At 66.3% G+C, this 24264-nt stretch carries 22 protein-coding genes and 1 pseudogene; 14 read left to right on the forward strand and 9 right to left on the reverse strand.

All coding sequences use genetic code 11. The features are described 5' to 3' along the window. Positions 1 to 32: 32 nt before the first annotated feature. The 6 genes from ACWKWX_RS30370 to ACWKWX_RS30395 all read left to right on the forward strand — a co-directional run bounded on the left by ACWKWX_RS30370 (position 33) and on the right by ACWKWX_RS30395 (position 6508). Complete coding sequence (locus tag ACWKWX_RS30370; RefSeq protein WP_483829667.1) at positions 33 to 953, forward strand: ABC transporter substrate-binding protein; 921 nt, start codon at positions 33 to 35, stop codon at positions 951 to 953. After that, complete coding sequence (locus ACWKWX_RS30375) at positions 950 to 2074, forward strand: phosphotransferase enzyme family protein (RefSeq protein ID WP_483829668.1); 1125 nt, start codon at positions 950 to 952, stop codon at positions 2072 to 2074. The genes ACWKWX_RS30370 and ACWKWX_RS30375 overlap by 4 nt, the downstream gene beginning before the upstream one ends. Next, on the forward strand, positions 2071 to 2940 hold the full coding sequence (locus ACWKWX_RS30380) for a sulfurtransferase (protein WP_483829669.1): 870 nt from the start codon (positions 2071 to 2073) through the stop codon (positions 2938 to 2940). The genes ACWKWX_RS30375 and ACWKWX_RS30380 overlap by 4 nt, the downstream gene beginning before the upstream one ends. A gap of 99 nt (positions 2941 to 3039) precedes the next feature. After that, positions 3040 to 5190: a TonB-dependent siderophore receptor gene (locus ACWKWX_RS30385; protein WP_483829670.1), complete on the forward strand. Its 2151-nt coding sequence runs from the start codon at positions 3040 to 3042 to the stop codon at positions 5188 to 5190. An 11-nt stretch (positions 5191 to 5201) separates the two neighbouring features. Then, positions 5202 to 5792 carry a nicotinamide riboside transporter PnuC gene (pnuC, locus tag ACWKWX_RS30390; RefSeq protein ID WP_483829671.1) on the forward strand — a complete coding sequence of 197 codons (591 nt, stop codon included), beginning with the start codon at positions 5202 to 5204 and terminating at the stop codon, positions 5790 to 5792. Further along, positions 5789 to 6508, forward strand: a complete 720-nt coding sequence (locus ACWKWX_RS30395; protein WP_483829672.1) for a UTRA domain-containing protein — start codon at positions 5789 to 5791, stop codon at positions 6506 to 6508. Before pnuC ends, ACWKWX_RS30395 begins: the two co-directional genes overlap by 4 nt. A gap of 203 nt (positions 6509 to 6711) precedes the next feature. Here the strand turns inward: ACWKWX_RS30395 and ACWKWX_RS30400 are convergent, their stop codons facing one another. Both ACWKWX_RS30400 and ACWKWX_RS30405 read right to left on the reverse strand, forming a co-directional pair. Next, positions 6712 to 7272: a methyl-accepting chemotaxis protein gene (locus tag ACWKWX_RS30400; protein ID WP_416427401.1), complete on the reverse strand. Its 561-nt coding sequence runs from the start codon at positions 7270 to 7272 to the stop codon at positions 6712 to 6714. Beyond that, positions 7252 to 8028 (reverse strand): annotated as a pseudogene (locus tag ACWKWX_RS30405) (PAS domain-containing protein); the annotation flags it as partial. The pseudogene ACWKWX_RS30405 and the gene ACWKWX_RS30400, both read right to left, overlap by 21 nt. Before the next feature lie 133 nt (positions 8029 to 8161). Between ACWKWX_RS30405 and ACWKWX_RS30410 the strand changes: the two are divergent. The 3 genes from ACWKWX_RS30410 (at position 8162) to ACWKWX_RS30420 (ending at position 11337) form a co-directional block, all read left to right on the forward strand. Continuing rightward, positions 8162 to 8797: a LysE family translocator gene (locus ACWKWX_RS30410; RefSeq protein WP_483829673.1), complete on the forward strand. Its 636-nt coding sequence runs from the start codon at positions 8162 to 8164 to the stop codon at positions 8795 to 8797. A gap of 98 nt (positions 8798 to 8895) precedes the next feature. Next, entirely contained in the window at positions 8896 to 9216 is a 321-nt protein-coding gene (locus tag ACWKWX_RS30415; RefSeq protein WP_483829674.1) for a hypothetical protein, read from the forward strand. A 198-nt stretch (positions 9217 to 9414) separates the two neighbouring features. After that, a complete protein-coding gene (locus ACWKWX_RS30420; protein ID WP_483829675.1) occupies positions 9415 to 11337 on the forward strand; it encodes a tyrosine-protein phosphatase in 1923 nt (640 codons plus the stop codon). A 24-nt stretch (positions 11338 to 11361) separates the two neighbouring features. On the opposite strand, the gene ACWKWX_RS30425 is transcribed toward ACWKWX_RS30420, so the two are convergent. Then, positions 11362 to 12333 carry a helix-turn-helix transcriptional regulator gene (locus tag ACWKWX_RS30425; RefSeq protein WP_483829676.1) on the reverse strand — a complete coding sequence of 324 codons (972 nt, stop codon included), beginning with the start codon at positions 12331 to 12333 and terminating at the stop codon, positions 11362 to 11364. A 207-nt stretch (positions 12334 to 12540) separates the two neighbouring features. Between ACWKWX_RS30425 and ACWKWX_RS30430 the strand changes: the two genes are divergently transcribed. From ACWKWX_RS30430 to mapR, 3 genes are all read left to right on the forward strand, one after another. After that, a complete protein-coding gene (locus ACWKWX_RS30430) occupies positions 12541 to 12789 on the forward strand; it encodes a ParD-like family protein (protein ID WP_416424626.1) in 249 nt (82 codons plus the stop codon). Next, positions 12786 to 13577 (forward strand): type I methionyl aminopeptidase, encoded by a 792-nt coding sequence (gene map / locus ACWKWX_RS30435; protein WP_416424627.1) that lies wholly within the window; start codon positions 12786 to 12788, stop codon positions 13575 to 13577. The genes ACWKWX_RS30430 and map overlap by 4 nt, the downstream gene beginning before the upstream one ends. Before the next feature lie 84 nt (positions 13578 to 13661). Further along, the gene (gene mapR / locus ACWKWX_RS30440) at positions 13662 to 15071 is read left to right on the forward strand and encodes a GntR family transcriptional regulator MpaR (protein ID WP_416424628.1); all 1410 of its coding nucleotides are present in this window, start codon (positions 13662 to 13664) and stop codon (positions 15069 to 15071) included. A gap of 64 nt (positions 15072 to 15135) precedes the next feature. Here the strand turns inward: mapR and ACWKWX_RS30445 are convergent, their stop codons facing one another. After that, positions 15136 to 15942, reverse strand: a complete 807-nt coding sequence (locus tag ACWKWX_RS30445) for a phospholipase D-like domain-containing protein (RefSeq protein ID WP_483829677.1) — start codon at positions 15940 to 15942, stop codon at positions 15136 to 15138. Between ACWKWX_RS30445 and ACWKWX_RS30450 the strand changes: the two genes are divergently transcribed. Both ACWKWX_RS30450 and ACWKWX_RS30455 read left to right on the forward strand, forming a co-directional pair. Beyond that, positions 15932 to 16885 (forward strand): hypothetical protein, encoded by a 954-nt coding sequence (locus ACWKWX_RS30450; RefSeq protein WP_483829678.1) that lies wholly within the window; start codon positions 15932 to 15934, stop codon positions 16883 to 16885. The two genes, ACWKWX_RS30445 and ACWKWX_RS30450, sit on opposite strands and share 11 nt — an antisense overlap. A 72-nt stretch (positions 16886 to 16957) precedes the next feature. After that, positions 16958 to 17851, forward strand: a complete 894-nt coding sequence (locus ACWKWX_RS30455; protein WP_483829679.1) for a hypothetical protein — start codon at positions 16958 to 16960, stop codon at positions 17849 to 17851. 2 nt (positions 17852 to 17853) lie between these two features. Here the strand turns inward: ACWKWX_RS30455 and ACWKWX_RS30460 are convergent, their stop codons facing one another. The 5 genes from ACWKWX_RS30460 to ACWKWX_RS30480 all read right to left on the reverse strand — a co-directional run bounded on the left by ACWKWX_RS30460 (position 17854) and on the right by ACWKWX_RS30480 (position 24147). Continuing rightward, on the reverse strand, positions 17854 to 18651 hold the full coding sequence (locus ACWKWX_RS30460) for a hypothetical protein (protein WP_483829680.1): 798 nt from the start codon (positions 18649 to 18651) through the stop codon (positions 17854 to 17856). A gap of 70 nt (positions 18652 to 18721) precedes the next feature. Next, on the reverse strand, positions 18722 to 19726 hold the full coding sequence (locus ACWKWX_RS30465) for an alpha-xenorhabdolysin family binary toxin subunit B (protein ID WP_483829681.1): 1005 nt from the start codon (positions 19724 to 19726) through the stop codon (positions 18722 to 18724). Next, complete coding sequence (locus tag ACWKWX_RS30470; RefSeq protein ID WP_483829682.1) at positions 19723 to 20922, reverse strand: alpha-xenorhabdolysin family binary toxin subunit A; 1200 nt, start codon at positions 20920 to 20922, stop codon at positions 19723 to 19725. The genes ACWKWX_RS30465 and ACWKWX_RS30470 overlap by 4 nt, the downstream gene beginning before the upstream one ends. A 131-nt stretch (positions 20923 to 21053) precedes the next feature. Next, positions 21054 to 21698, reverse strand: a complete 645-nt coding sequence (locus ACWKWX_RS30475) for a ribonuclease T2 family protein (protein ID WP_483829683.1) — start codon at positions 21696 to 21698, stop codon at positions 21054 to 21056. Positions 21699 to 21783: 85 nt separating this feature from the next. Next, complete coding sequence (locus tag ACWKWX_RS30480; protein WP_483829693.1) at positions 21784 to 24147, reverse strand: DNA polymerase II; 2364 nt, start codon at positions 24145 to 24147, stop codon at positions 21784 to 21786. Positions 24148 to 24264 lie beyond the last annotated feature (117 nt).

A 24264-nucleotide genomic window follows, 5' to 3' on the forward strand; every position in this document is an offset into this window, starting at 1 on the left:
ATCACTTCACAGCGAACAAGGCCTTCCCCTCCATGCAGTCACTGCGGATCATGCTCGAATACTTCCATCCCTGGCCCAACTCGGCCGGCTTCTACCTGGCGCGTGAACGCGGCTGGTACGCCGACGCCGGCCTTGACGTGGAGCTGTGCGTGCCCGACCCAGAGCGTGGCGACAGCCTGCAGCACCTGCTGGACGGCGCGGTGCAGTTGAGCGTGTTCCCCAGCAATCGCCTGTTGGTGCGCCGCGACCAGGGCCAGCCGCTGAAGGGCGTGGCGGCCATCAACCATGACGGCCTGGAGGCCTTCCAGACCCTGCGCGAATTTGACATCCAGCGCCCCCGCGACCTGATGGGCAAGCGCCTGGCCATGAACCCCACCCCGCGCGGGCTGGCCATGGTGCGCGACCTGGTGCGCCAGGACGGTGGCGACCCGGACGCGGTGATCATCGTCGATGCCGGCGCCCGCGAGCTGCGCCCCGAGGAGCTGGCCGCCGGCGTGGCCGATGCCAGCTTCGGTGGCTACTGGGCCTGGGAGGCGCTGATGGACAGCCCGGTGGCGGCCGAATGCCGGGTGGTGCACCGGGTCAGCCGCTGGGGCGCGCCGGCCTACCACAGCTACCTGCTGGGCGCCCGCGAAGACTGGATTGCCGCTAACCCGCAGGTGCTGCGCGCTTTCCTTGCCGCCACTACGCGCGGTTTTGAAAGCGTGGCTGCCGAACCGCAACTGGCGCGCCAGGCGTACGAGCGGGTGATTCCCTATTTCCCCGGCGCCCTGATCGAGCAGTCGCTGAGCCACATCGCCCCCACCTGGCTGCACCAGGGTCGGTTTGGCCAGCAGCGCCAGGCGCTGCTGGAACCCTATGCCCACTGGCTGCACCAGCATGGCATCCTGACGCAGCCCGATGCCTGGGCCAACGCCACCACCAACGAGTACCTGCCCGGGGAGGCGCGATGAGCCAACTGCTGCACAGCCATGGCCTGGCCGGCGAAATAGTCGCGCCGGTATGGGCGCCGCTGACCGAGGCCGAGTTGCAACCGCTGCTGGCCCACTACCCGCAACTGGGCACCCTGCAGCGCATCGACTGGCACAGCCCGCGGCCCTTCTCCGCCGCCGCGCTGGTCAGCACCGCCCAGGGCCAGTGGTTCGTCAAACGCCATTGCCATCAGGTGCGTTCGCAGCCTTGGCTGGCGGAAGAACACCGTTTCATCCAGCACCTGCGCCGCCATGGCGTACCCGCCCCGGACGTGCAGGTGAACAGCCACGGCGCCACGGCCATCGCCCACGGGCCGTGGACCTATGAGGTGCACGCGCGCTCGGCGGGTGACGACCTGTACCGCGACGCGCAATCCTGGTCGCCGTTCCACAGCCCGGCCCATGCCCACGCAGCCGGCACGGCGCTGGCCCGCCTGCACCTGGCCGCAGCAGGTTTCGACGCCGCGCCACGCCAGGCCAGCGTGCTCACCAGCCGCTGCCACGCCTTCACCCAGCCCGAGCCGCTGGCCGTGCTGTCCGAGCAAATCGCCAACAGCCCGGCGCTGAGCCGCTACCTGGCCGGCCGCGACTGGCGCAGCGAGCTGGCCCATGCCTTGCTGCCCGCCCATGCCGCCCTGTTGCCGCACCTGGCCACGCAAGCGCCGCTGTGGACCCACAACGACTGGCACGCCTCGAACCTGCTGTGGGCTAACGGCGAGGTGCGCAGCGTGCTCGACTTCGGCCTGTGCGACCGCACCTTCGCCCTCTACGACCTGGCCACCGCGCTGGAGCGCAACGCCATTCCCTGGCTGGACCTGGACGCAGGCGGCGTGGCCCGCGCCGACCTGGCCACGGTGGATGCGCTGCTGAACGGCTACGCCAGCGTGCGCCCGCTGTCACCGGCCGACCTGCAGGCGTTGGCCGCCTGGCTGCCGCTGGTGCACGCTGATTTCGCCGTGTCCGAAACCGAGTACTTCGCCGGCATCCTCGACGACCGCGCCAGCGCCGACATCGCCTGGGACGACTACTTGCTGCGCCACGCCCGCTGGTTCCAGGGCCGCGAAGGCCAGCGCCTGATCGAACACCTGCGAGGCGGCTCATGAACCGCTTGCTGGTAGACCCGACCTGGCTGGCAGAACAGTTGAACGCCGGCGACCTGGTGCTGCTGGACGCCACCGTGGACCTGCGCGCGCCGCGCTTCGACGGTGACTACCAGGCCTTCAGCGGCGAACCCGGCTGGCGCGCCGCGCACATTCCCGGCGCCCGCCACGCCGACCTGCTCGAGCGCCTGCACGACGCCCAGGCCCACTACAGCTTCGCCATGCCACCGCTGCCGCAGCTGGCTAGCGAGTTGCAGGCCCTGGGCGTCGGCCAGCACAGCCGCGTGGTGATCTACGACCGCAGCGACGGCTTCTGGGCGGCGCGGTTGTGGTGGATGCTGCGCAGCGTTGGTCTTGCGGCCGCGATTCTGGACGGTGGCCTGAACGCCTGGCGCCAGGCCAGCCTGCCGCTGGCCAGCGGCGCCGCCAACACCCCCGGGGCTGCAACGCCAGCGACCTTGCACATGCAGCCCGGCCACTGGGCCAGCCTGGAACAGGTGCAGGCGGTGAGCGAGGGCCGCAGCCCTGGCCACCTGATCTGCGCCCTGGGCCAGGCCGTGTTCGACGGCAGCGCGACCACCCGCTACAGCCGCCGCGGGCACATTCCCAACAGCCGCAACCGCCCAGCGCGGCAGCTGTTCGACGCAAGTGGGCGCTACTACCCTGCCCCGCTACTGCGCCAGGCCCTGGCGGTGGACGCCTTGCCCGAACCGCTGCTGCTGTACTGCGGTGGCGGCATCTCCGCCGCCGCCACAGCCTTCGCCCTGGCGTTGCTGGGGCGCCACGACGTCACCCTGTTTGACGGCTCGCTGCAGCAATGGAGCGCCGACCCTGCCTTGCCAATGACCACCGGAGCAGCTCCGGCCTGAAAAACCAATAGGTCAAGTAATGACCCGTGCGCGTGGCTTTACCGCCCCGCGCAGGGTAGCCTGCACCCAAAAAAATCATGCGCGACAAGGAGCTGCCCCATGTTTCCCCCTATTCCCTTCCGGGCCCGTGTGCTGGCGACGAGCATTGCCCTCGCCTCGCCGTGGGTGGCCGCGGAAGAACCGACGACGCTGAGCGCCGTCACCGTCACCGGTGACGCGCCCGACAGCTACCGGGCCGATCATGCCTCGGTCACCGGCCTCAGCGATACGCCGCTGCTGGACACCCCTGCCGCCGTGTCGGTGTTCAACGCGCAACTGCTGCAAGACCAGCAGGTGCGCCTGCTCAGCGAAGTGCTGCGCAACGACGCCGCCGTGGGCGACAGCTACGCGCCCATTGGCTACTACGAGAACTTCGTGGTGCGCGGCTTTTCCCTGAACGCCGCCAGCAGCTACAAGATCAACGGCCGCACCATCACTGGCGAGCAGAACGTGGCGCTGGAGAACAAGGAGCAGGTGGAAGTGCTCAAGGGCCTGGCCGGCCTGCAAAGCGGCGTCAGCGAACCGGGCGGGGTCATCAATTACCAGACCAAGCGCCCCACCGACGTGCGCTCGGTGACCGTTTCCACCGACGAGCAAGGCGGCCGCTACCTGGCCACCGACCTGGGCACCTGGTTCGGCAGCGAGCAGCAGTTCGGCATCCGGACCAACCTGGCCCACGAGGACATTCGTTCCTACGTCGACCACGCCGACGGCAGCCGCGACTTCGGCTCGGTGGCCTTCGACTGGAACATCGACCCACGCTCCAGCCTGCAGCTGGACGTCGAATACCAGCACCGCGAACAACGCTCGGTGCCCGGCTACCAGTTGCTGGGCGGCACCGAGGTGCCCCACCACGCCGACCCGCACGACCTGCTGGGCTACCAGAGCTGGTCGAACCCGGTGGGCATCACCTCGCTGAACATGGAAGGCCGCTACCGCTACCAGCTGACCGATGACTGGAGCACGCAACTGAGCCTGTCGCGCAGCCGGGTGATCATCGACGACTACAGCGCCTTCCCCTATGGCTGCTACTACGGCGCCGGCTGCACGGCCACCACCAGTTCGTTCAGCAGCAGCGGCGACTACGACATCTACGACTACCGCGACCCCGACGACACCCGCCGCAACGACGAGGCCGAGGCCTCGCTGAGCGGCGCGTTCAACGCCTTCGGCCTGCGCAACGAACTGGACGTGGGCGTCAGCGCGTTCCGCCGTACGGTGGACCAGCGCGACGCCATCAACGAGTACGTGGGCAGCGGCAACATCGGCGCCACGCCGCCCACCTACGCACCCTACGACGGCAGCCTGAACCACACCTACCGTCACCTCGACAGCCGCCAGTACGGCCTGTTCATCAACGACCGCCTGCACCTCAACGAACAGTGGCAGCTGGTGCTGGGCGGCCGCGAGGTGCGCCTGGACGAAAAGGCCTTCGACGCCGACGGCACCACCACGCGCCATACGCAGATGTGGGAGTTCCTGCCCAACCTGGCGGTGGTCTACAAGCCCACCGACGACCTGTCGCTGTACACCCGCTACAGCAAGGGCCTGTCCCTGGGCAGCGAGGCGTCGTGGTTCGCCAGCAACGCCGGCGAAACCCTGGCCCCGACCCTCTCGCGGCAGCTGGAAGTGGGCATCAAGCAGGACTGGCAACGCCTGAGCCTGGGCGCGGCGCTGTTCCAGATCACCCAGGCCTACCAGTTCCCGCGGCCCAACGGCGACGGCACCTTCACCTACGTGCAACAGGGCAAGCAGAAGAACATCGGCCTGGAGCTGACCGCCAGCGGCCGCGCCACCGAGCGCCTGCAGCTCAACGCCAGCGTCGCCGCCACCCGCGCGCGGGTCACCGACAGCGGCGTGGACGCCTACGAAGGCCACCAGGCCATCAACGTGCCCACCCTGCGCGCCAGCTTCTACGGCGACTACAGCGTGCCAGGCATCGACGGCCTGGCGCTGCTGGGCGGCGTGCAGTACAGCGGCAAGAAATACGCGAACCGCGAAGGCACGGTGCAGGTCGGCGATTACGCGGTGTTCAACGCCGGCAGCCGCTACACCACGCGCATCGAAGGGTACGATACGGTGTTTCGCCTGAGCGTCGACAACCTCTTCGACAAACGCTACTGGCGCGACGTGGGCGAATACGCCGGCGACGACTACCTGTTCCTGGGCGCCCCGCGTACCGCGCGGCTGTCCGCCACCGTCAACTTCTAAGGGCTGCAACCATGTCGAACCTGGAAATACTCGCGGTCATCGTCAACGTCCTCGGCGTCTGGCTGACCGCCCGCCGCACCCCCTGGTGCTGGCCCGTGGGCGTAGTGGCGGTGCTGCTTTACGTGTGGATTTTCTATGACGTGAAGCTGTACTCGGACATGCTGCTGCAGGTGCTGTTCGCCGGCCTGCAGGGCTACGGCTGGTGGCGCTGGCGCACCGGGCGCCTGGCCCAGGGCAAGGTGCGTATCGAGCCGTTGCCGGCGCGCGTGGCGCTGCTGAGCCTAGTGGCCGGCGCCGTGCTGTCGGTGCTGCTGGGCACGGCCATGGCGCACTTCACCGACGCCGCCGTGCCGTGGCTGGACGCCACCCTCACCGGCTACAGCCTGGTGGCCAGCTATTGGGCGGCGCGCAAGTTCGTCGCCAATTGGTGGCTGTGGATCGTCCTGGATGCGGTGTACACCGGCCTGTACTACTACAAGGAACTGCCGCTGACCGCGGTGCTGTACGCCGGCTTCATCGTGCTGGCAGTGTATGGCCTGCGCGCCTGGCAGCGTGACCTGGCGCAGCAGCCGCGCGAAGCGGCGCTGCAGGCGGTGGCATGAGCATCCGCCCCGCCCAGGCCCAGTACCTGCGCATTGGCGAGCAGCTGGCCGAGGACATCGCCAACGGCCGCCTGGCGCCGGGCGCGCGCCTGGCCACCGAACGCGACATGGCCGCGCAGTTCGGCTGCACCCGCGTCACCCTGCGCCAGGCACTGCAGCGCCTGGAGGCCCAGGGCGCGTTGTACCGCGGCCACCGGCGCGGCTGGTTCGTGTCGCCGGTGCCCATCCGCTACGACCCCACGCGCATCACCGGCTTCATGGACTACGTCAGCGCCCAGGGCCGCGAGCCGCGCACCGAGTGCCTGCTGGCCGAGCTGCGTGCGGCCGATGCCTGGCTGGCCCAGCGCATGCAGGTAGCCGTCGGTGAGCCGTTGTTCCAACTGCAGCGGCGGCGCTGGGTGGACGGCCGCCCGGTGCTGCTGGAGACCAACGTGCTGAACCCCAGCGCCTGCCCCGGCCTGCTCGACCAGCGCCTGGACGGTTCGCTGACCGCCCTGCTGCGCGACCATTACGGCCGCCAGCAGGCACGCAGCCAGATCAGCCTCAAGCCGTGCCTGCTGGACGAGGAGCAGAGCGAACGGCTGGAGATTGCCAGCGGCTCCAGCGGGTTGTACCTGGAGCGGCTGTGCTTTGACGAGGACGGCAACGTGGTGGAGCTGGACCTGGAATTCTGGCGCCCGGATGCGGTGGAAGTGACGCTGGCGGTAGATGGTTGAGCCGCCCCCGTACCAGTAACTGTCTTGAAACGGCGTCGTCTGCATCGCGACTAAAGTCGGCTCCTACGCCGTACGTGGTAGGAGCCGGCCTTGGCCGCGATGCAGGCGACGCGATAGACGAGGCCCCGTGGGCCGCGTCCGCAGGCTCCGCGCAATGCCCGGACGCGGCCTGGTGGCCGCTGCTACAGGGCGGTGCGCAATGCTTAATGGCTCAACTGGCTGCTGAACTGCCCCACCGCGTCCACCACCTTGCGCGCGCCGTCCTGGATTTCGGCGATCACCTCGCCGGACTGCGCCGCCAGCGCCAGCCCCTGTTCGGCCTGGCGCTTGCCCTGTTCGATGACCTGCACCGCGTCCGCTGCCAGTTTCTGGTTCTGCAGCACCACCGTGACGATCTCGTCGGTGGCGGTGCTGGTGCGCGAGGCCAGCTGGCGCACTTCGTCGGCCACCACGGCAAAGCCACGGCCCTGCTCACCCGCCCGCGCCGCCTCGATGGCCGCGTTCAGCGCCAGCAGGTTGGTCTGGTCGGCAATGCTGCTGATGCTCTTGATGATGGTGCCGATCACCTGGGACTGCTGGTCCAGGGCGGCGATGCCATCGGCGGCGGCCTGCATCTGCGCCGCCAGCTGGCGCATTACCTCGACGGTGTCCTGCACCACGCCGCTGCCCCGGCGCGCGGCGGCGTCGGTGTCTTCCGAGGTGGTGTAGGCGATGTCCGCCGCCTGGGCCACGGCCTGTTCGCGGTTGACCAGGTCGGTGATCACCGTGGCGAACTTCACCACTTTGTACAGGCGGCCCTGGACGTCGGCGATGGGGTTGTAGGAGGCTTCCAGCCACACCACGCGGCCGGCGCTGTCCAGGCGCTTGAAGCGGTCGGCGACGAATTCACCCCGGCGCAGGGTGTCCCAGAACGCCTGGTACTGGGCCGAGTTGGCTTCCTCGGCCGAGCAGAACATACGGTGGTGCTTGCCCTGCACCTGTTCCAGGCGGTAGCCCATGCCGCTGAGGAAGCGGCTGTTGGCCGTCTGCACGTTGCCGTCCAGGTCAAACTCGATCACAGCGGTGGAGCGCTGCAGGGCGTCGATCAGGTTCTGGTGCTCGCGGGAGGTTTCGATGGTGCGCGTCAGGTCGTTGGCATACACCGAGCAATGAATCACCTTACCGTCGCTGTCGCGCACCGGCTGCACGATGGCGCGCAACCAGGCCTCGCCGCCGTCGCCACGCATCAGCTGCAAGGCCCCGGCCCAATGGGCGCCGGCCTGGATGGCGGCCTTCATGCGGCTGAAGTGGTCGGTGGCGCGGGCGTCACTGGGCACCAGGTCCACCAGGGCGCGGCCGGTGAGTTGTTCGCTGCGGTGGCCCAACTCCTTGTCGAAGTTGGCGTTGGTGTACAGGATCCGGCCCTGGGGGTCGAGCGTCAGCACCAGCATCTCGCTGTCCAGGCTACGCTGCACCTGCTCCATGGAGGACAGCTTCTCGCGCAGGCGCGCCGACTCTTCTTTCAACCGCTTGTTAAACATGACCACATCTCAAGGCTCATAGGCTGGTGGCATCACTATCGGCTTGGAAATGAGGGGCTTGAGTGCAAAAACTGTTATTGTCCTACAATATTTTTCCTGCTGTTTGCGCCGCTATTCCCACAGGAGTGCCCCCATGCCCGAACTTACCCATTGGCTGGCCTTCGCCCTGATTTCCCTGGGCATGGTGCTCACCCCAGGCCCGAACATGGTCTACCTGATTTCGCGCTCCATCTGCCAGGGCCGCAAGGCGGGGTTGATCTCCTTGGGCGGCGTGGCGCTGGGCTTCGTGGTGTACATGCTGTGCGCGGCGTTGGGCATCACCGCCCTGCTGATGGCGGTGCCGTTCGCCTACGACACCCTGCGCGTGGGCGGCGCCCTGTACCTGCTGTACCTGGCCTGGCAGGCGGTGAAGCCGGGTGGCCGCTCGCCGTTCCAGGTGCGCGACCTGCCCGCCGACAGCCCGCGCCGGTTGTTCGCCATGGGCCTTGTGACCAACCTGCTCAACCCCAAGATCGCGGTCATGTACCTGTCGCTGCTGCCGCAGTTCATCACCCCCGCCGGCCATGGCAGCGTGCTGGGGCAGTCGCTGGTGCTGGGCGCCACGCAGATCGTCATCAGCGTCAGCGTCAACGGCCTGATCGCCCTGACGGCGGGCAGCATTGCCGTGTTCCTCGGTGGCCGGCCGCTGTGGCAGACCGTGCAGCGCTGGCTGATGGGCACCGTGCTGGCGGGCCTGGCGGTGCGCATGGCACTGGAAAGCCGGCGGTGAGAGGTTTACGTAACCTTTACGAAATGTAGACGTCTGCTGACACGAATCCGTTGTTTCATAGCTCCATGGCGAACCCATATCCGCCTGAGGAGACACCCATGATTTCGAAGATGACCCAAGCCCTGATCCTGTCCGGTTGCCTGATTGCCGCCGGCACCGCCAGCGCAGGCGAACGCAACGTGGTCGTGCCTGTCATCGCTGGAGCCGTGGTAGGCGCAGTCGTCGCTGGCGCGCTGAGTGGCCCGTCGTACCATGAACACTACTACCGCCCGGCGTACCAGCAGGGTTACTACCAGCCGGTGTACCAGCCGGTGACATATGTGCCGGTGGCCCCGCGCCCTTACTACTATGGTTATGGCGGCCACTACCATCATGACGGTTACGGTTATGACCATGGCCGGGGTTATGGCCGCTGGTAGGTGGTGCGCCTGACGCGGCCTGCGGCCGCTGCTACGGCTGTAGCAGCGGCCGCAGGCCGCGTCCGGCCCCAACACAGACACATCACGCACGCCACGGACACATCGCGCCGCCATTCACCCTGTACCTGAACTTGTCACAATCGCGTCCCCGACGATACCGATAGTAGCCACCTTGACTTGTATCCAAGGAGCTACACCGTGTTGCACCGCATTGTGTTTTCGCTGTCTGTGTTGAGTCTGTCCATCTCCGCCGCGCAGGCCGCCGAGACCTACGCCCTCGATACGCCGATCCTGTCGACCATCGACAACTTCCGCGACATCGCCGGCACCACCACCGCCTACACCACCGCCAACGACGGCACCATGCGCGCCGGCGTGTTCTACCGCTCCAACGCGCTGTCGGGTTCGGCCGCCGACATCGCCACCCTCAACACCCTGGGCATTACCGCGGTGTATGACCTGCGCACCGCCAGCGAGATCGCCGCCACCCCGGACAGCCCGCTGACCGGCGCCACCTACACCAACATCGACATCATCGGCAACGCCTCTTCCGGCGCCAACATCACTTCGATTTCGGTCAGCAGCGCCGCCGACGCCGTGGCCATGATGCAGGAGACCAACCGCGAGTTCGTCAGCGACGCCGGCATGCGCAGCCAGTTCGCTACCCTGTTCAACGACCTGGCGTCCACCGACGGCGCCGCGCTGTTCAACTGCACCGCCGGCAAGGACCGCACCGGCTGGACCGCCGCCGTGCTGCTGAGCATCGCCGGGGTGGACAGCGCCACCATCATGGCCAACTACCTGGCCACCAACGACTACACCGCCACCCGTGTGGCCGCCACCCTGGCGGCGCTGCCCTCGAGCATGGCGGCCATCTACGAGCCGCTGCTGACCGTGGACGCCAGCTACCTGCAGGCCGGCCTCGACGAGATCACCGCGCTGTACGGCAGCATGGACAACTACCTCAAGGAAGGCCTGGGCCTGTCGCAAGCCACCATCTACGTGCTGCGCGGCAAGATGGTGTACTACAACAGCCTGCCCGGCCAGGACGCCATGGTAGGCAACGCCGCCGCTGGCGCGCTGCTGCTGCAACGCCTGCAGAACAGCAGCCTGTCGGGCGCCTACACCGACTACAACTACTACCTGCAATCGGCCATCGACGCCGGCACCCTGGGCGGCGTGCAGAACACCATCGGCGGCCAGGTGCACGCCGACGCCGCCGCCTTCCTGCTGCGCCAGAACGCCCTGATCGACGCCGCCGCGGCGCCCTACACCAGCGGCACCGACCTCAAGGTCGGCCAGCGCAGCCTGTGGACCGCTGGCCTTGCCGGCTACCTGGGCACCGACGGTTCGGCCCACGCCGAGAGCAGCAACGAGCACACCCAGGGCACCATGGTCGGCCTCACCCAGCGCTTCAGCGAGCAGCTCAGCGGCCACGCCAGCTTCGGCTACAGCCACGGCAGCGTGGGCGGCGCCGGCGGTGAAGTAACCACCGACTACACCTTCCTGTCCGCCGGCGCGCGCCTGGCCCTCGACAGCCTGGACCGCGGCCTGTTCGTGGCCGCCGACGCCAGCACCGGCTACGTCGACTACGACAGCAAGCGCCAACTGGGCGGCGGCCTGGGCTCGACCAGGGGCGACACCCACGGCACCCTCAGCGCCGCCAGCCTGGCCCTGGGCTACCGCCTGCCGATCAGCGCCGTCACCCTGGAGCCCAGCGCCGGCGTGCGCATCAGCCACCTGAACCTGGCCGGTTTCGACGAGAAAGGCAGCGACCTGGCGCTGGACGTCGACAGCAACCAGCAGACCCGCCGCAGCGCCTTCGCCAACCTCAAGGCAGCGCTGGCGCCGATCGGCATCAGCGGTGGCTGGAGCCTGGTGCCGGGCCTGCAGGTAGGCTACGAGCACGTGCTGGGCAACGCCCATGTCGACAGCTCGGCGAGCATCCTGGGCTTCGACGTGGACCAGCGCGCCGCCTTCGCTACCCGCGACCTGTACAGCGGCGCGGTGAACCTGACCGCCAGCCTGGGCAACGTCAGCGTCGGCGCCGAGGTGGGCGCCGTCAGCGGTGGCGACAGCCAGGGTGCCAGCGGCAGCCTGAAGGCCAGCTACCGCTTCTGATCAGGGCGGGGCCGGTAGCCCGCGCTACCGGCCCTTGCGCACGTCCTGGGGAGTGACGCCGTAGGCGCTCTGGAAGTACTGGCAGAAGCGCCCGACGTTGGAGAAGCCCAGCCCCAGGGCGACGTCCGTCACCGACACCACCGGCCCCTGGCGCAACGCCTGGTAGGCCCGCTCCAACCGCACCTGACGCTGATAGGCGACGATCGAGGTGCCCATGAACCGCCGAAACCCTTCCTGCAAGGCGCGCAGGCTGACGTTGCTCAGCTGCGCCAGTTCGGTGCCGCTGACCAGGCAATGAGGATGCTCTTGGATGTAGTCCATGGCCAGGCGCACATGGCGCGGCGCAATGCTCGGCCCGGGGCGCTGCAAGGCTTCACTGTAGCTGTGCGGCCAGCCCTCCAGCAGCGCGTCCACCAGCATCTCCTGCAAGCGCGTGGGCATCAGCACGCTGGCGTTCATCAGCGCATCCAGCTCGGCGCCGGTGGCGAAATCCACCAGCGCACGAATGGCCTTGAAGGCCGGGCGGTTGAGGTCCACCACCGGTTCGAAGTGGATTTTCTTCACCACCGGCCGCCCCAGCAGCGTGGCCAGGCGCTGGGTAAACAGCCCGCGGCGCACGGAAATGCCGTGCTGGCCGTGGCCGTCGACGAAGGTCACCGAGCGCACCGCGCTTTTCTCCACCGCCAGGCCCACGTCGGGCCGCCCCACGGCCTCGTCGCCGATGTTGAAGATGATCTGCCCCGCGGTGGGAATCACGAACGTGATCTCGTCGTTCAAGTCGGGGATCTGCACGGTGAAGTTGCCGCGGTAGCTCATGCGCCGGAAGCTCACGCCCTCATAACGGCCATACACCCCGGCCACGCCCATCAGCTGGCCGAAGCGCGGCACATCGGCGTAAAGATCACCGAACACCCGGCTGAACAGCGCGCCGAATTCGTCCGTGCCCATGGCGTCGGAACGGATGATGAACGGCTTGCGCGCAGAGGTAGGGAGCATGGCGAACGTCCTGATGTTTCATTGTTGTATGGGCGGCGGTACAGACGACCGCGCGCAACGCTAGCAATGAAACATGACAGGTACATGACCGGCATTGGGGCCAGGACGCGGCCTGGAGGCCGCTGCTACAGGGCGTGGGCGCTGGCATTTGTTGGGCGGGGCGGATACCATATGTTCCATATACATTTCATATACGGACCCTCCCCCATGGGCATCGTGAAAATCTCCGATGTGATGCACGAGAACCTGCGCATCACCTCCAACGCCCTGAGCCGTTCCATCAACGCCCAGGCCGAACACTGGATGCGCATCGGCATGCTGGCCGAGCTGCACCCGCACCTGCCCCACAATGAACTCACGCAATTGCTGATCCGCGCCGAACAGGCCGGCGGCTTCGACCTGCAGACGGTCGCCAACTGCATGGACCAACGCCAACTGGCCGGGAACGTACAATGAGCAAGAAAGTCACGATCAACAGCGCCGCCGATATCGAGCAGTCGCGCATTGCCGGCAAGCTGGCCGCCGATGTGCTGCACATGATCGCCCCCTATGTGAAGCCCGGGGTGACCACCGACGAGCTGGATCGCATCTGCCACGACTACATCGTCAACGTGCAGAAGGCCAAGCCGGCCAACATCGGCTACCACGGGTTCCCCAAGACCATCTGCGCCTCGCCCAACGAGGTGATCTGCCACGGCATCCCCAACGGCAAGCCGCTGGCCGATGGCGACATCCTCAACATCGACGTGGCGGTGATCAAGGACGGCTGGTTCGGCGACACCAGCCGCATGTACCAGGTGGGCACTGTCAACGATGAAGCCCAGCGCCTGATACGTATTACGTACGAAGCCATGTGCGCCGGCATCCGCCAGGTGCGCCCGGGCGCGCACTTGGGTGACATTGGCCATGCCATCCAGACGGTGGCCGAGGGCGCCGGCTTCAGCGTGGTGCGCGAGTACTGCGGGCACGGCATCGGCAAGGTCTACCATGACGAGCCGCAGGTGCTGCACTACGGCATGAAGGGCCAGGGCATGAAGCTGGTGAAGGGCATGATCTTCACCGTGGAGCCGATGCTCAACGCCGGCAAGCGCGGCACCCAGACCCTGGCCGATGGCTGGACGGTGCTGACCCGCGACCGCTCGTGGTCGGCGCAGTGGGAGCACATGGTGGCGGTGACCGACGACGGTTTCGAGATCCTGACGCCGTGGCCGCAACCCTTCGCCGGGCTCGAGCCCATCGTCTGATCTGCTGTTTTGCACCGAATCTGCCGCTGGTATGCAGGCAGATTTGGCGCCATGCTGGTGCCCCCTCCCCCGCACCGGCCCGCCATGAAACGCTACGAACAGCTTGCTGACGACATTGCCCTGATGATCCGCAACGGGGTGCTCAAGGCCGGTGAAAAGGTGCCGTCAGTGCGCACCGCCAGCCGTACCTTCGTGGTCAGCCCTTCTACCGTGTTCCAGGCCTATTACCTGCTGGAGGACCGCGGCCTGATCCAGGCGCGGCCGCGCTCGGGGTACTTCGTGCGCGAGCAGCAGGCACGCCCGCTGGACGAGCCGGCCATCACCGACCGGCAGGCCGAAAGCACCGACGTGGACGTCAGCGAGCTGGTGTTTTCCGTGCTCGGTTCGCTCAAGGACCCGGGCACCGTGCCGTTCGGCTCGGCCTTCCCCAGCCCCGACCTGTACCCCTTGCAGCGCCTGGCACGGTCCATGGCCCGCACGGTGCGCGACATGGCACCCCAGGCGGTGATCGCCGACATGACCGCCGGCAACCCCGACCTGCGCCGGCAGATCGCCCTGCGCTACATGATCAGTGGCGTGCACCTGGCCATGGACGAGCTGGTGATCACCAACGGCGCCATGGAAGCGCTGAACCTGTGCCTGCAATCGGTGACCCAGCCCGGCGATTTGGTGGCCATCGAGTCGCCGGCCTTCTACGCCACCTTGCAGGTGCTGGAACGCTTGAAGCTCAAGGCGGTGGAGATCCCGGTGCACCCGCGCGAAGGCGTCAACCTGAGCGTGCTGGAAGACCGCCTGCAACGCCTGCCGATCAAGGCCTGCTGGTTCATGAGCAGCCTGCAGAACCCGCTGGGCGCCAGCCTGCCGGGGCCGGCCAAAGAAGCGCTGTACGGCCTGCTGCAGCGCCACCAGGTGCCGCTGATCGAGGACGACGTCTACAGCGAGCTGCATTACGGCCCGCAACCCCAGCAGCCGGTGAAGCGCCTGGACCGCGACGGGCTGGTGATGCACTGCGGTTCGTTTTCCAAGAGCCTGGCGCCTGGCTACCGGGTGGGCTGGGTGGCCGGCGGGCGCTTTGCCCAGGCGATCAGCCGGCTGAAGCTGATGACTACTATTTCGCCCTCGGTGCCGGCCCAGGCGGCCATTGCCGATTACCTGCAGCACGGCGGCTACGACCGCCACCTGCGCAAGCTGCGGCACAACCTGGAAATGCAGCAGAGCGCCATGCTGGCCTCGGCGGCGCGGCATTTCCCCGAGCGCACGCGGGTGACCCGCCCCGACGGCGGCTATTTCCTGTGGTTCGAGTTTCCCGAGAAAGTGGACGCGCTGCAGCTGTTCCAACTGGCGCTGGCCCAGGGCATCAGCATTGCCCCGGGGCCGATCTTTTCCGCCACACGCGGGTTCAGCCATTGCGCGCGGCTGAACCATGGGCACCCGTGGGACAAGCGCAACGAGGACGCGATGGCGATGCTGGGGCGGATCGTAGCGTCCTTCTGAGCCCCCGGACGCCGCGAATCCCCGTAGCAGCGGCCAAAGGCCGCGTCCCGACCCCCACGACGCATCAGGCAAACAACTCACGGTCCTGGACCTTGCGCGCATCACTGTAATCCTCCTGCCACCACGCGCTTTCGCCGGCCTGCCGGGGCGGGCGCTGCAAGGTCAGGGCCTTGCGCGTGCCGGCGTTGGCGCTTTCCTGGGCCACGCGGAAGTGGTAGTGGTCCAGCAACCGCACGGCCTCCACCATGTAGGCCACGGCCACGCGGCGGTCGCGGATCAGCAGCAGGTTCTCGCCGTTGCTGCGGTCGGCGGCGTCGGCAAAATTGTAGGAACCCATGTACACCCGCGCGCTGGGCTTGTCGAAATCGATGACCACGAACTTGTGATGCAGGCGCACCCCGGCGCCACCGATCAGCCCGGTGGGCTCGGCCTGGAACGGCGCCGGGATGTTCTTGTTCAGCGCCGCCGCGTGCAATATCGCGCTTTCACCGCCCGGCAGCAGCACGTCCAGCCCCTGCTGCATCTGCCGGTCGGAGATACCGTAGACGAACACCTGGGGGTTGCCCGCCACCTGCTTGATCGCCGCCTGGATCGGGCCATTGGTCTGGTAGAGGAAGGCCAGGGAGAACAGCAGGCTGGAGCCGGTGGTGGCGATGTCGCTGCCCAGCCCGGCCAGGGCGGCGTTGTCCAGGGCGTGGGGCGAGAACGTCACCTGGGCGTCGATGTTGTCCAGGCCCAGGCTGTGCCACTGGGCCGGCGGCTGGGCGCCGAACGCCTTGGCGGCGCTGCTGGCCCAGTATTGCGCGAACGCAGCCTGGAACAGGCCCAGCGCGGTCTGGCCCTGCAGCACCAGGGCGTTGTTGGCCTGCACGTACAAGCCGCGCCAGCTGAAGTTGGTGGAGCCGCACGGTTTTCACGGCAGTACCGTCCAGCAGGATGACCTTGTTGTGCTGCAGGCTGGCCATGTGCTGGCGCTTTACCGTGGCGCCGCCCTGGGCCAGCCGTGTGGCCGCCAGGGTTTCGGCGGAGTCGGCGGCGCCGTGGTCGCTGCTGTCGTCGATGATGATCTGCAGGCGGCTGCCCAGTTTTTCCAGGAGCCCGACCACGTGGGGCTCGTTGAGGTCATAGGCAATCACCTGCACCTTGGCACCGCTGTCGGCCACGGCCTGGTCGAGCACCGCCAGGATCGCCTCGCGGGCCTCGAAGCCCATCCATTCGAGCGCGGCGCTGGCGTCGGGGTTGCTGGGTACGAAGTCCAGGCCGTCGTCGGCCTTGCGTGGCAGCAGCGTGGCCAGGTTGCGGTCGTCCTTGCCGTAGCGCTCCACGAACGCCTGGGACGACACGTAGCCGCGGGTGAAGGTGACGTTGAGCTGGCCCGGCCAGGTATCGCGCTGCAGTTCGATGTCGCCACTCTGGGCCTCGCCGTAGCTGAGCTGGTCCTGAGCGTTCATGAACACCGGGGTGACCCGGTAGGTGAAGGCGCCGGGCAGTTCGGCATTGCGCGGGAAGTGTACCCAGCGAAATTTCTGGATCGGCGACAGCAGGCTGGACAGCGCCGTGGTGGGCACGCTGCCGTCGGCGGTGGGGAACGTCAGGCGGTTGTTGAGGGCGTAGAAGCGGTCGCCGCCCGGCTCCTTGTACTCGATGCCGAAGCCGACGAAATCCGCCGGTGGCGGGCCGTTTTTCCAATTCATCGCCAACAGCAGCATACCTTCGCTGCGGTGCAGCTTGAGGCTGAACAGGGCGGCGTCATTGGCGCCGCTGACTTGAAAATCCGTGGGCATGGCCTGCGTTCCTTCGGCTGCGGGGCTTGAAGAGTGCCAGATTCATCTGGCGCGGCATAGCCAAGTGGTAATCTGCCGCTACCCCTCGACGAGTACCCCGCCATGCGCCACTGGCTCGCCCTGCTGTTCGCCTTGCCCGCCTTCGCCCACGCCAGCCAGTGGCTGGCGGTGACGCCCGTGCCCGGCCAGGGCCAGCTGCATTACTACGCCTCGCAGGCGGCCAACCGCCAGGCGCGCTCGGCGCTGATCGTAGTGCATGGCTTTCATCATGATGCCAAGGCTACGTTCGACGCCGGCACCGCAGCGAGCCCGGATGGGCTGGTGATTGCACCGCTGTTTGCGGCACGGTCAGGCAAATGCCGGGGCGAGGAGCCGGAGCCCCAGCCTGGCGACCTGGTGTGGAGCTGCGGTGGCTGGGCTCAGGGCGAGCCGGCGCTGAACGCACCGCAGGTCACCTCGTTCAAGGCCATGGACGCGCTGATCGCGCAGGTGCGCAGGCAGTGGCCGCAGGTGCAGTCCATTACGGTGGCAGGTTTTTCCGCAGGGGCGCAGCTGGTGCAGCATTACATCGGCTTCGCCGCGCCGCAGCCGGGCCTGCGCTTCGTAGTGGCGGACCCAGGCAGCTGGCTTTACTTCAGCACCGAACGCCCTTCCCCGACCAAGGACTGCCCGACGATGAACCAGTGGAAGTATGGCACTGACTCGTTGCCCGCCTGGCTGCCCGGGGATGCTGCCAGCGCGCAACGGCAATACGCGGCGGCCGAGGTGCATTACTTGGCCGGCGGCCTCGACACCGACACCGGCACCGGCAAAGGCACCGCCTATTCAGTGCTGGACCGCTCCTGCGCCGCCCAGGCCCAGGGCCAGTACCGCCTGGAGCGCGCCCAGGCCTATGCCCGCAGCCAGCAGGCACCGTTGGTGATAGTGCCTGGCTGCGGGCATGACGTGAGTTGCGTATTCGGGGCGGAACAGGCGCGACGGGTGCTGGTGCCATAGCCCTACGCTAGCACCTCAAGCGTCTGGCGGGCTTGCCGGCGCACTTCGCGCCACAGGTTCAGCACCTCCTCAAGACACAGAATCGACTCCAGTAGCTTGACCTTATCCTGAATCGCAGCCAGTCGTTCGGCGGCGGCCTGGATATAGTCATGCAGTAGTGCGCACACATCCAACAAGGCGCTGGCGCCAACGTCGACGGTATCGTCCTGCTGGAACCGCCACAACAACGCTCGAAACTCTTCGAAGGTCTTGCCTGGAAACCACGACTCGTCACAGTCAAGGTTCGTCGCGACCAACAATTTGCGCAACGACGGCAACGCCTTGGTGCGCAGGTCGTGGGTAAACCGATGGGCCTGGTCGCGAACGCCGTTGGCCAACACGACGCCGCGATTGGCGTGGGACGTGAACAACGCCAGGCGCTGCAGAGCACTCCCACACGCCGGCCGCTCAATGGCAGTCAACGCGCTGTCGTCGTCTTCCTCGAGCGCCAACGCCCGCTCCAGGGTTTCCAGCAAGTCCGTTCCCAACGGCTCCAACTGGTCGCCAATCAGTTCGATCTTGCTGACCAGCAACTTCAGCTCGGCGCGCAAGGGCGGCCAGGCCTTGCCCGCGCCGGTGATATCGGCGCAGTTGATGAGGCGCGGTGTACGCCACAGCCACCTGGTCAAGTGTTCGTTGCCGTCGACTACTTCATTCAGCTGAACGTTGTTACTTGGCAGCTCCTCGACCAAGCGTGCAAATGCACACAAGGCGCGGACATCCTCGAGAGTAAAAAAGCCGACCACTGGATTGGTATGCATAGTGACTCCTGTCTTGCCATGGATTGCGCGATGGCCTCGAACACGCCCTCGGCCACCGCGCACAGTACCGTCAGCGCACCTGCATATAGGCGCCATCAACGAACGTCGCACATTCGTCTACCTGCTTGAGCAGCCCGGCAAAATCACGTGCCTCATGCTTCATCATCAGGGTCAGGTCGTAATGCCCCAGTACCGGGGCCACACGTAGCAGTTCCTGCTGTAACGACTGTTTCTGGTCGTGCAACGCCAACACCGTACCCAGGGCCTCTTCGCGATGCGTGTATTCGAGCAGTGTCGCGTTCGACAGTCGAAGGCCTTCGCGGGCGCGCTCCTGCTCTGCGCGAAGCTCATCGCGAAGGCGGATGGCGTCTCGGAAGGTGATGGCGCTCGCCACGTTCCCTATCAGTTTTTTCAAGCGGTCGAGGCCTGATTGAATCAACGCCGTCTGGGTCGGGTCGGCCTTCAGCATTTCCACTTCCTCGGCAGTGGGCAGCAACTCGCTCAGGTCCTTCCAGTCCAGCTTGTCCAACGCCGCGATCGTGTCATCCAGCAGTTGCCGATCCTCAAGCAACTGCCCATGACGCTCAGTCGTCTTTACCAATTCGACCCTGCGTTGCTGCGTATCCATTTTCAGCCGGGCAAGCAACTTTTCGGGCCGCGCGCTCAGGTTTATCTGCTCCATGTTCAGCGCCGCCTGGGTGAGCGAGTCGGCCACTTGTTCCATCGAACCGCGCAGCTCATTGACCTCCCGCCCAATGTATTGCCAGACGAGGGTCACCGCGTTTTCGCGCTTATCCAGGGTGTCGCGGGCCTCGGCCTTTTCCAACCTGGCCTGCAGCGTGGCTTTAAGGTTATTGGCCATCAACAGGGCACGCAACCGCACCAGCCCCGAGCGGATTTCATCGCTAGCCGACAGCGACGTAATGAACAATGCCTCCACGTTTTCGTGCACGTTCAAGTCAAACGCCAGATCAAGCGAGCCCGACGCTTCACGGATAGACTTGAACAATCCCTTGATTTTCGCAGCATCGATAGCAGGTACTGTTTCAATGCCCCTAATTAAAGAGATACTCATACTTTCACCCCACTATTCCAGTCATTGATGGCGCGGTTAAAGGTAGCGGCCAACGTATTGGATTGTTCTTTGATCTGTTTCCATGGTTCCAGCACCAACTCAAACTCCAGGGCAAACTCTGCCATGGATGATTGATCCTTGATGGCTTTCAGTTTATTTTCGGAATTATCAACCCAGGCGTGCAATACATCCCACACGCTGCGCAAATTCTGCGCGCCCGCCAACGCATCGGTCATGGTAATTTCAATGTGTTCGAGGTAGCCGACCAGACTGCTCACAGCCTCGATGAGCGGCGCTTTGCTTTTACTTTCCTGGATTTTCCGGTCACGCTCTTCAATCAGACTGTTGCGCTCCTGGCGAACTCGTTCGGCGTCTTCGCCGAAGATATTGACCATGATCAAACCGCCGACCAGGCCGAACACCAGCCCGATTAAAATACTCTTGACCAATTGATCGTATTCTTCCCGCTTCACCTTTATTTCATCCGCCAGGCGCACGATTTCCTCATCGAGCGTGGCGATACTGTCGGTCAGCCGGTGCCGGCGCCCCAGGTGGATCTTGCGGTTGACCCTGGGTAGCAATTGCTGGCTCAACACATCGGCAAAAACACTTATTTTTGCCCGCACGTCCTCCACCGCGTTTTTCTGTTCAGTGATAGAGCGGCGCATCCGCTGCAAAATAACCTGCAAGTTATTCTTCTTCTTCAAATCCCCTTCGGACAGCAACTCGGGCAGCAAGCCCGCGATATCCTCCGGTTTCAAATCGCGGATGCTGGTTTCGAACGGGTCCAGCCAATCCATGGTGTCCACGTACCTGACCAACCGTTCCCCGCTGGTGAGGAAGTCCGATGCAAAGCTGCCCAGCTTGGTGTTGACCAGCTTTACCTGCTGCTCAATACCGGACCAACCGACGGCATGCTCATGGATGACGCTGTACAGCACCACGAAGTCGGCGGGCTCGAAGCCGCCCACGTAACTTGTCCCATACCCCAGCGCCGCTTCGACCTGCGCCGTCGTGGTCGGCAGGCTCAAGCCCAGGCGCTCATAGCGCTTGATCTTGAATATGTCCCCACGGGTTACCAGCAACCCAGTATCGCGGCCGCCTGGCTGCGCCGTCGCAGCAAGCCCCAGAAGCTTTGCCGGCAACTGTTGCGCGGCCCCGGCCAACTCATCAGTTTGTTGTTTGACCCATTCCATAGGTTCACCTCACTCCGTATCCAGGTTATGTCACTGCAGCGACAAACCCACCTTACGGGTTCAGGTGAAGTGCGATAACCGGGAACCTGTGCAGCCGGCGAAACAGCCCCGTGCTGGCCCGATGCACCGGCTCAGCGAACCCCCGGCACCCTGACCTCATCCTGCGCGCATTGCATCTTTACGCCGCGCCCACAGGCAACGAAGCCAAGGTCCTTGCCCAGGCAGACTTTCACCTCGGCCAATTGCGCGCCGCTGCAGCGCACCACCACGCCGTCGGCCGGCAGGCCCGGGTTGGCCTGGCGGAACAGCTCGACGATCTGCCGCGGCGCGAAGGTCTGGGCACTTTCGGAGGGTTGCAACGCGGCCGGTACCTTGACCCGGCCCAGGGCCTTGTCGGCCGTTGCCAGGTAGGCCGAGGCGTCCAGCCCGCTGCAGGTACCGTGACGCTCCCATTCATGGGTCAGTAGTTGGCGGCTGGGGAACAAGGTGGCGCCTTGATCGCGCTGCGCCGTCGTCAAGGGCGTGACTGGCGCACAGCGCTGTGGCCAGCCACCAGCCTGGTACTGCGGCCACAGGCCATGGAGGACGAAGCCGTAGCCCTTGCCGCTGCACTGGGGGTTGTTGCCGTGGGTGAGACAGAAGGTCGGCGACCAGGACAGGCTGAGCAGGTAGTAGTCGAACACGCCTGCCTCGCCCCTTGGCTGGGCGTTCTGGCGGGCCTGTGCGGTGCCCAGGCTGCAGAGCAGTATCAAGGCTAGGGCGGCGATCCTGTTCATGGGATTGTTCTCCGTTGGGGTGCGCGATCAAGGTTAGGGGATATGGCGGTGGTAGATAATTAGGAACGTGTGCCGCAAGGCAACGTTAGAACAACCCCATCTGCCCACCAACCAGGGTGGCGAAATCGTCGTTCACGAACGGCAGGATGCCGTCCGCCACCGGCTGCAGCTGGCGGCTGATGTAATGGTCGTAGTCGATGGCCGCGTCGATGGCTTCCAGCGGCTGCGGCCCCGCCAGGGTGATGACGTAGCTGATCCAGCCGCCACGCTGGTATTGCAGGGGCCGGCCGTGGCGGGCGTTGTACTCGTCGGCCAGGCGCGCGGCGCGCACGTGGGGCGGCACGTTGCGTTCATAGTCGTCCAGCGGCCGGCGCAGGCGCTTGCGGTACACCAGTTGGGCATCCAGCTCGCCGGCCAGGGTGCGCTGCACCAGGTCGCGCAGGTAGGCCTGGTAGGGCCGGTGATGAAAGATGCGCTCGTACAGTTCCTGCTGGAACGCCCGGGCCAGCGGCGACCAGTCGGTGCGCACGGCCTCCAGGCCCTTGTAGATCATCTCGTCGCTGCCGTCGGCACGCCGCACCAGGCCGGCGTAGCGTTTCTTGCTGCCCTCCTCGGCGCCGCGAATGGTGGGCATCAGGAAGCGGCTGTAATGGGTTTCGAACTGCAGTTCCAGGGCGCTTTCCAGGCCGTACTCGGCCTGCAGGTGGCTACGCCAGTACGCGTTGACGTGGGCCACCAGCGCCTGGCCAATGTCGGCGGCCTCTTGCTGGCCGTGGGCGCGCTTGAGCCAGACGAAGGTGGAGTCGGTGTCGCCATAGATCACTTCGAAGCCCTGGGCTTCGACCAGCTGGCGGGTGCGCTGCATGATCTGGTGGCCACGCAGGGTGATTGAAGACGCCAGGCGCGGGTCGAAGAAGCGGCAGCCGCTGGAGCCGAGCACGCCGTAGAAGGCGTTCATGATGATCTTCAGTGCCTGGGACAACGGCTGGTTGCCCTGGGCTTTCGCCGCCTCACGGCCCTGCCACACGGTGCGCACGATAGACGGCAGGCAATGGCGCGTGCGCGAGAAGCGCGCGCCGAGGAAGCCGGGCACCGAGTGCGCATCGTCAGGCAGGCGCAGGCCTTCGACCAGGCCGATGGGGTCGATCAGGAAGCTGCGGATGATCGACGGGTACAGGCTCTTGTAGTCCAGCACCAGCACCGATTCGTACAGGCCCGGCCGCGAGTCCATGACGAAGCCGCCGGGGCTGGCCTGGGGCGGGCGTTCGCCCAGGTTGGGGGCGACGAAGCCCTGGCGGTGCATCAGCGGCAGGTACAGGTGGGTGAACGCCGCCACCGAGCCGCCGCTCTGGTCGGCGGGCAGGCCGGTGACGGTCGCGCGCTCGAGCAGGAAGTCCATGATGCGGGTCTTGTCGAAGATGCCCAGCACCAGCTCGCAGTCCTTGAGGTTGTAGCGCGCCAGGGCCGGCTTGTCCTCGGCGAACAGGCGGTTGATCTCGTCCATGCGCTGGTACGGCGTGGAAATATCCTTGCCCTCGCCCAGCAGCGTCTGGGCGACGTTTTCCAGGCTGAACGAGGGGAAGCTCCAGGTGGCCTGGCGCAGCGCCTCGATGCCGTCGATGATTAGCCGCCCGGCGGCGCTGGCGAAGTAGTGCCCGTTGCCGCTGCCGTGTTCGCGCCACAGCAGCTCGCCGCCATTGCGCCCCAGGCGCAGTTGCACGCCGTGGCGCCGAGCCTGCTCGTGCAGCACGCGCAGGTCGAACTGCACCACGTTCCAGCCGATGATGGCGTCGGGGTCATGCTCGGCCATCCACTGGTTCAGGCATTCCAGCAGCTCGACCCGCGACGGGCAGTACTGCAGGTCGAAGTCCAGCCCGCTAGCGTCGCCGTTGGCCGGGCCCAGCATGTACACCTGGCGCTGGCCGCAGCCCTGCAGGCCGATGCAATACAGCTCGCCGTGCTCGGTGGTCTCGATGTCCAGCGACAGCAGCTTGAGGTTGGGGCGGTAGCCCGGCGCTGGCTTGAGCTGGGCGTCCAGTAGCAGGCCGCTGCCGTCGTCGCGCCCGGCGATGCTGGCCGGGGCATTGATAAAGCGCTCCATCAGGTAGCGCTCGGGCGGGCGAATGTCGGCCTCGTAGACGTCGATGCCGTTGCGCCGCAGGCTCTTTTCCAGGTCCAGCAGGTGCCTGTACTGCTGGCAGTACAGGCCGTGCACCGGCCGGTGGTGGAAGTCCTGCAGCGCCAGCGGCCGCAGCTCGGCACCCGCCTGCGGCGCCACCAGAGCCTGGGCCTGCGCGGCCTGCTCGGCCGGCACGAAGGCCACCGCGGGCTGCACGGGCAGGCGCACCTGGCGGGGCCCAGCGTCGGTGGCGAGCCAGAACTCGACCTCCGTTCCCGCCGGCGTGTCGCGCCAATGGCGGGTCAGGATAAAACCTTGCTGGACATCCACTGCACTGACCTCGTCGAACCGCTGGATAAACATCCATTATACCTGCTTGCCCGACGATTTGACGCCGCGCCCGCCTTTGCCCAAGCTACGCCCCTTTCCACTCGTATTGCGGACACC

It is taken from the genome of Pseudomonas imperatae (genome assembly GCF_057128625.1).

Excerpts from the sequence above, each read along its gene's own strand:
- ACWKWX_RS30455 (WP_483829679.1), top strand. The coding sequence starts at position 16,958 with ATGCGCCACTGGCTCGCCCTGCTGTTCGCCTTGCCCGCCTTCGCCCAC.
- ACWKWX_RS30370 (WP_483829667.1), top strand. The coding sequence starts at position 33 with ATGCAGTCACTGCGGATCATGCTCGAATACTTCCATCCCTGGCCCAAC.
- ACWKWX_RS30465 (WP_483829681.1), bottom strand. The coding sequence starts at position 19,726 with ATGAGTATCTCTTTAATTAGGGGCATTGAAACAGTACCTGCTATCGAT.
- ACWKWX_RS30395 (WP_483829672.1), top strand. The coding sequence starts at position 5,789 with ATGAGCATCCGCCCCGCCCAGGCCCAGTACCTGCGCATTGGCGAGCAG.
- ACWKWX_RS30475 (WP_483829683.1), bottom strand. The coding sequence starts at position 21,698 with ATGAACAGGATCGCCGCCCTAGCCTTGATACTGCTCTGCAGCCTGGGC.
- mapR (WP_416424628.1), top strand. The coding sequence starts at position 13,662 with ATGAAACGCTACGAACAGCTTGCTGACGACATTGCCCTGATGATCCGC.
- ACWKWX_RS30410 (WP_483829673.1), top strand. The coding sequence starts at position 8,162 with ATGCCCGAACTTACCCATTGGCTGGCCTTCGCCCTGATTTCCCTGGGC.
- ACWKWX_RS30380 (WP_483829669.1), top strand. The coding sequence starts at position 2,071 with ATGAACCGCTTGCTGGTAGACCCGACCTGGCTGGCAGAACAGTTGAAC.
- ACWKWX_RS30385 (WP_483829670.1), top strand. The coding sequence starts at position 3,040 with ATGTTTCCCCCTATTCCCTTCCGGGCCCGTGTGCTGGCGACGAGCATT.
- ACWKWX_RS30430 (WP_416424626.1), top strand. The coding sequence starts at position 12,541 with ATGGGCATCGTGAAAATCTCCGATGTGATGCACGAGAACCTGCGCATC.
- pnuC (WP_483829671.1), top strand. The coding sequence starts at position 5,202 with ATGTCGAACCTGGAAATACTCGCGGTCATCGTCAACGTCCTCGGCGTC.
- ACWKWX_RS30425 (WP_483829676.1), bottom strand. The coding sequence starts at position 12,333 with ATGCTCCCTACCTCTGCGCGCAAGCCGTTCATCATCCGTTCCGACGCC.
- ACWKWX_RS30375 (WP_483829668.1), top strand. The coding sequence starts at position 950 with ATGAGCCAACTGCTGCACAGCCATGGCCTGGCCGGCGAAATAGTCGCG.
- ACWKWX_RS30415 (WP_483829674.1), top strand. The coding sequence starts at position 8,896 with ATGATTTCGAAGATGACCCAAGCCCTGATCCTGTCCGGTTGCCTGATT.
- ACWKWX_RS30460 (WP_483829680.1), bottom strand. The coding sequence starts at position 18,651 with ATGCATACCAATCCAGTGGTCGGCTTTTTTACTCTCGAGGATGTCCGC.
- ACWKWX_RS30470 (WP_483829682.1), bottom strand. The coding sequence starts at position 20,922 with ATGGAATGGGTCAAACAACAAACTGATGAGTTGGCCGGGGCCGCGCAA.
- map (WP_416424627.1), top strand. The coding sequence starts at position 12,786 with ATGAGCAAGAAAGTCACGATCAACAGCGCCGCCGATATCGAGCAGTCG.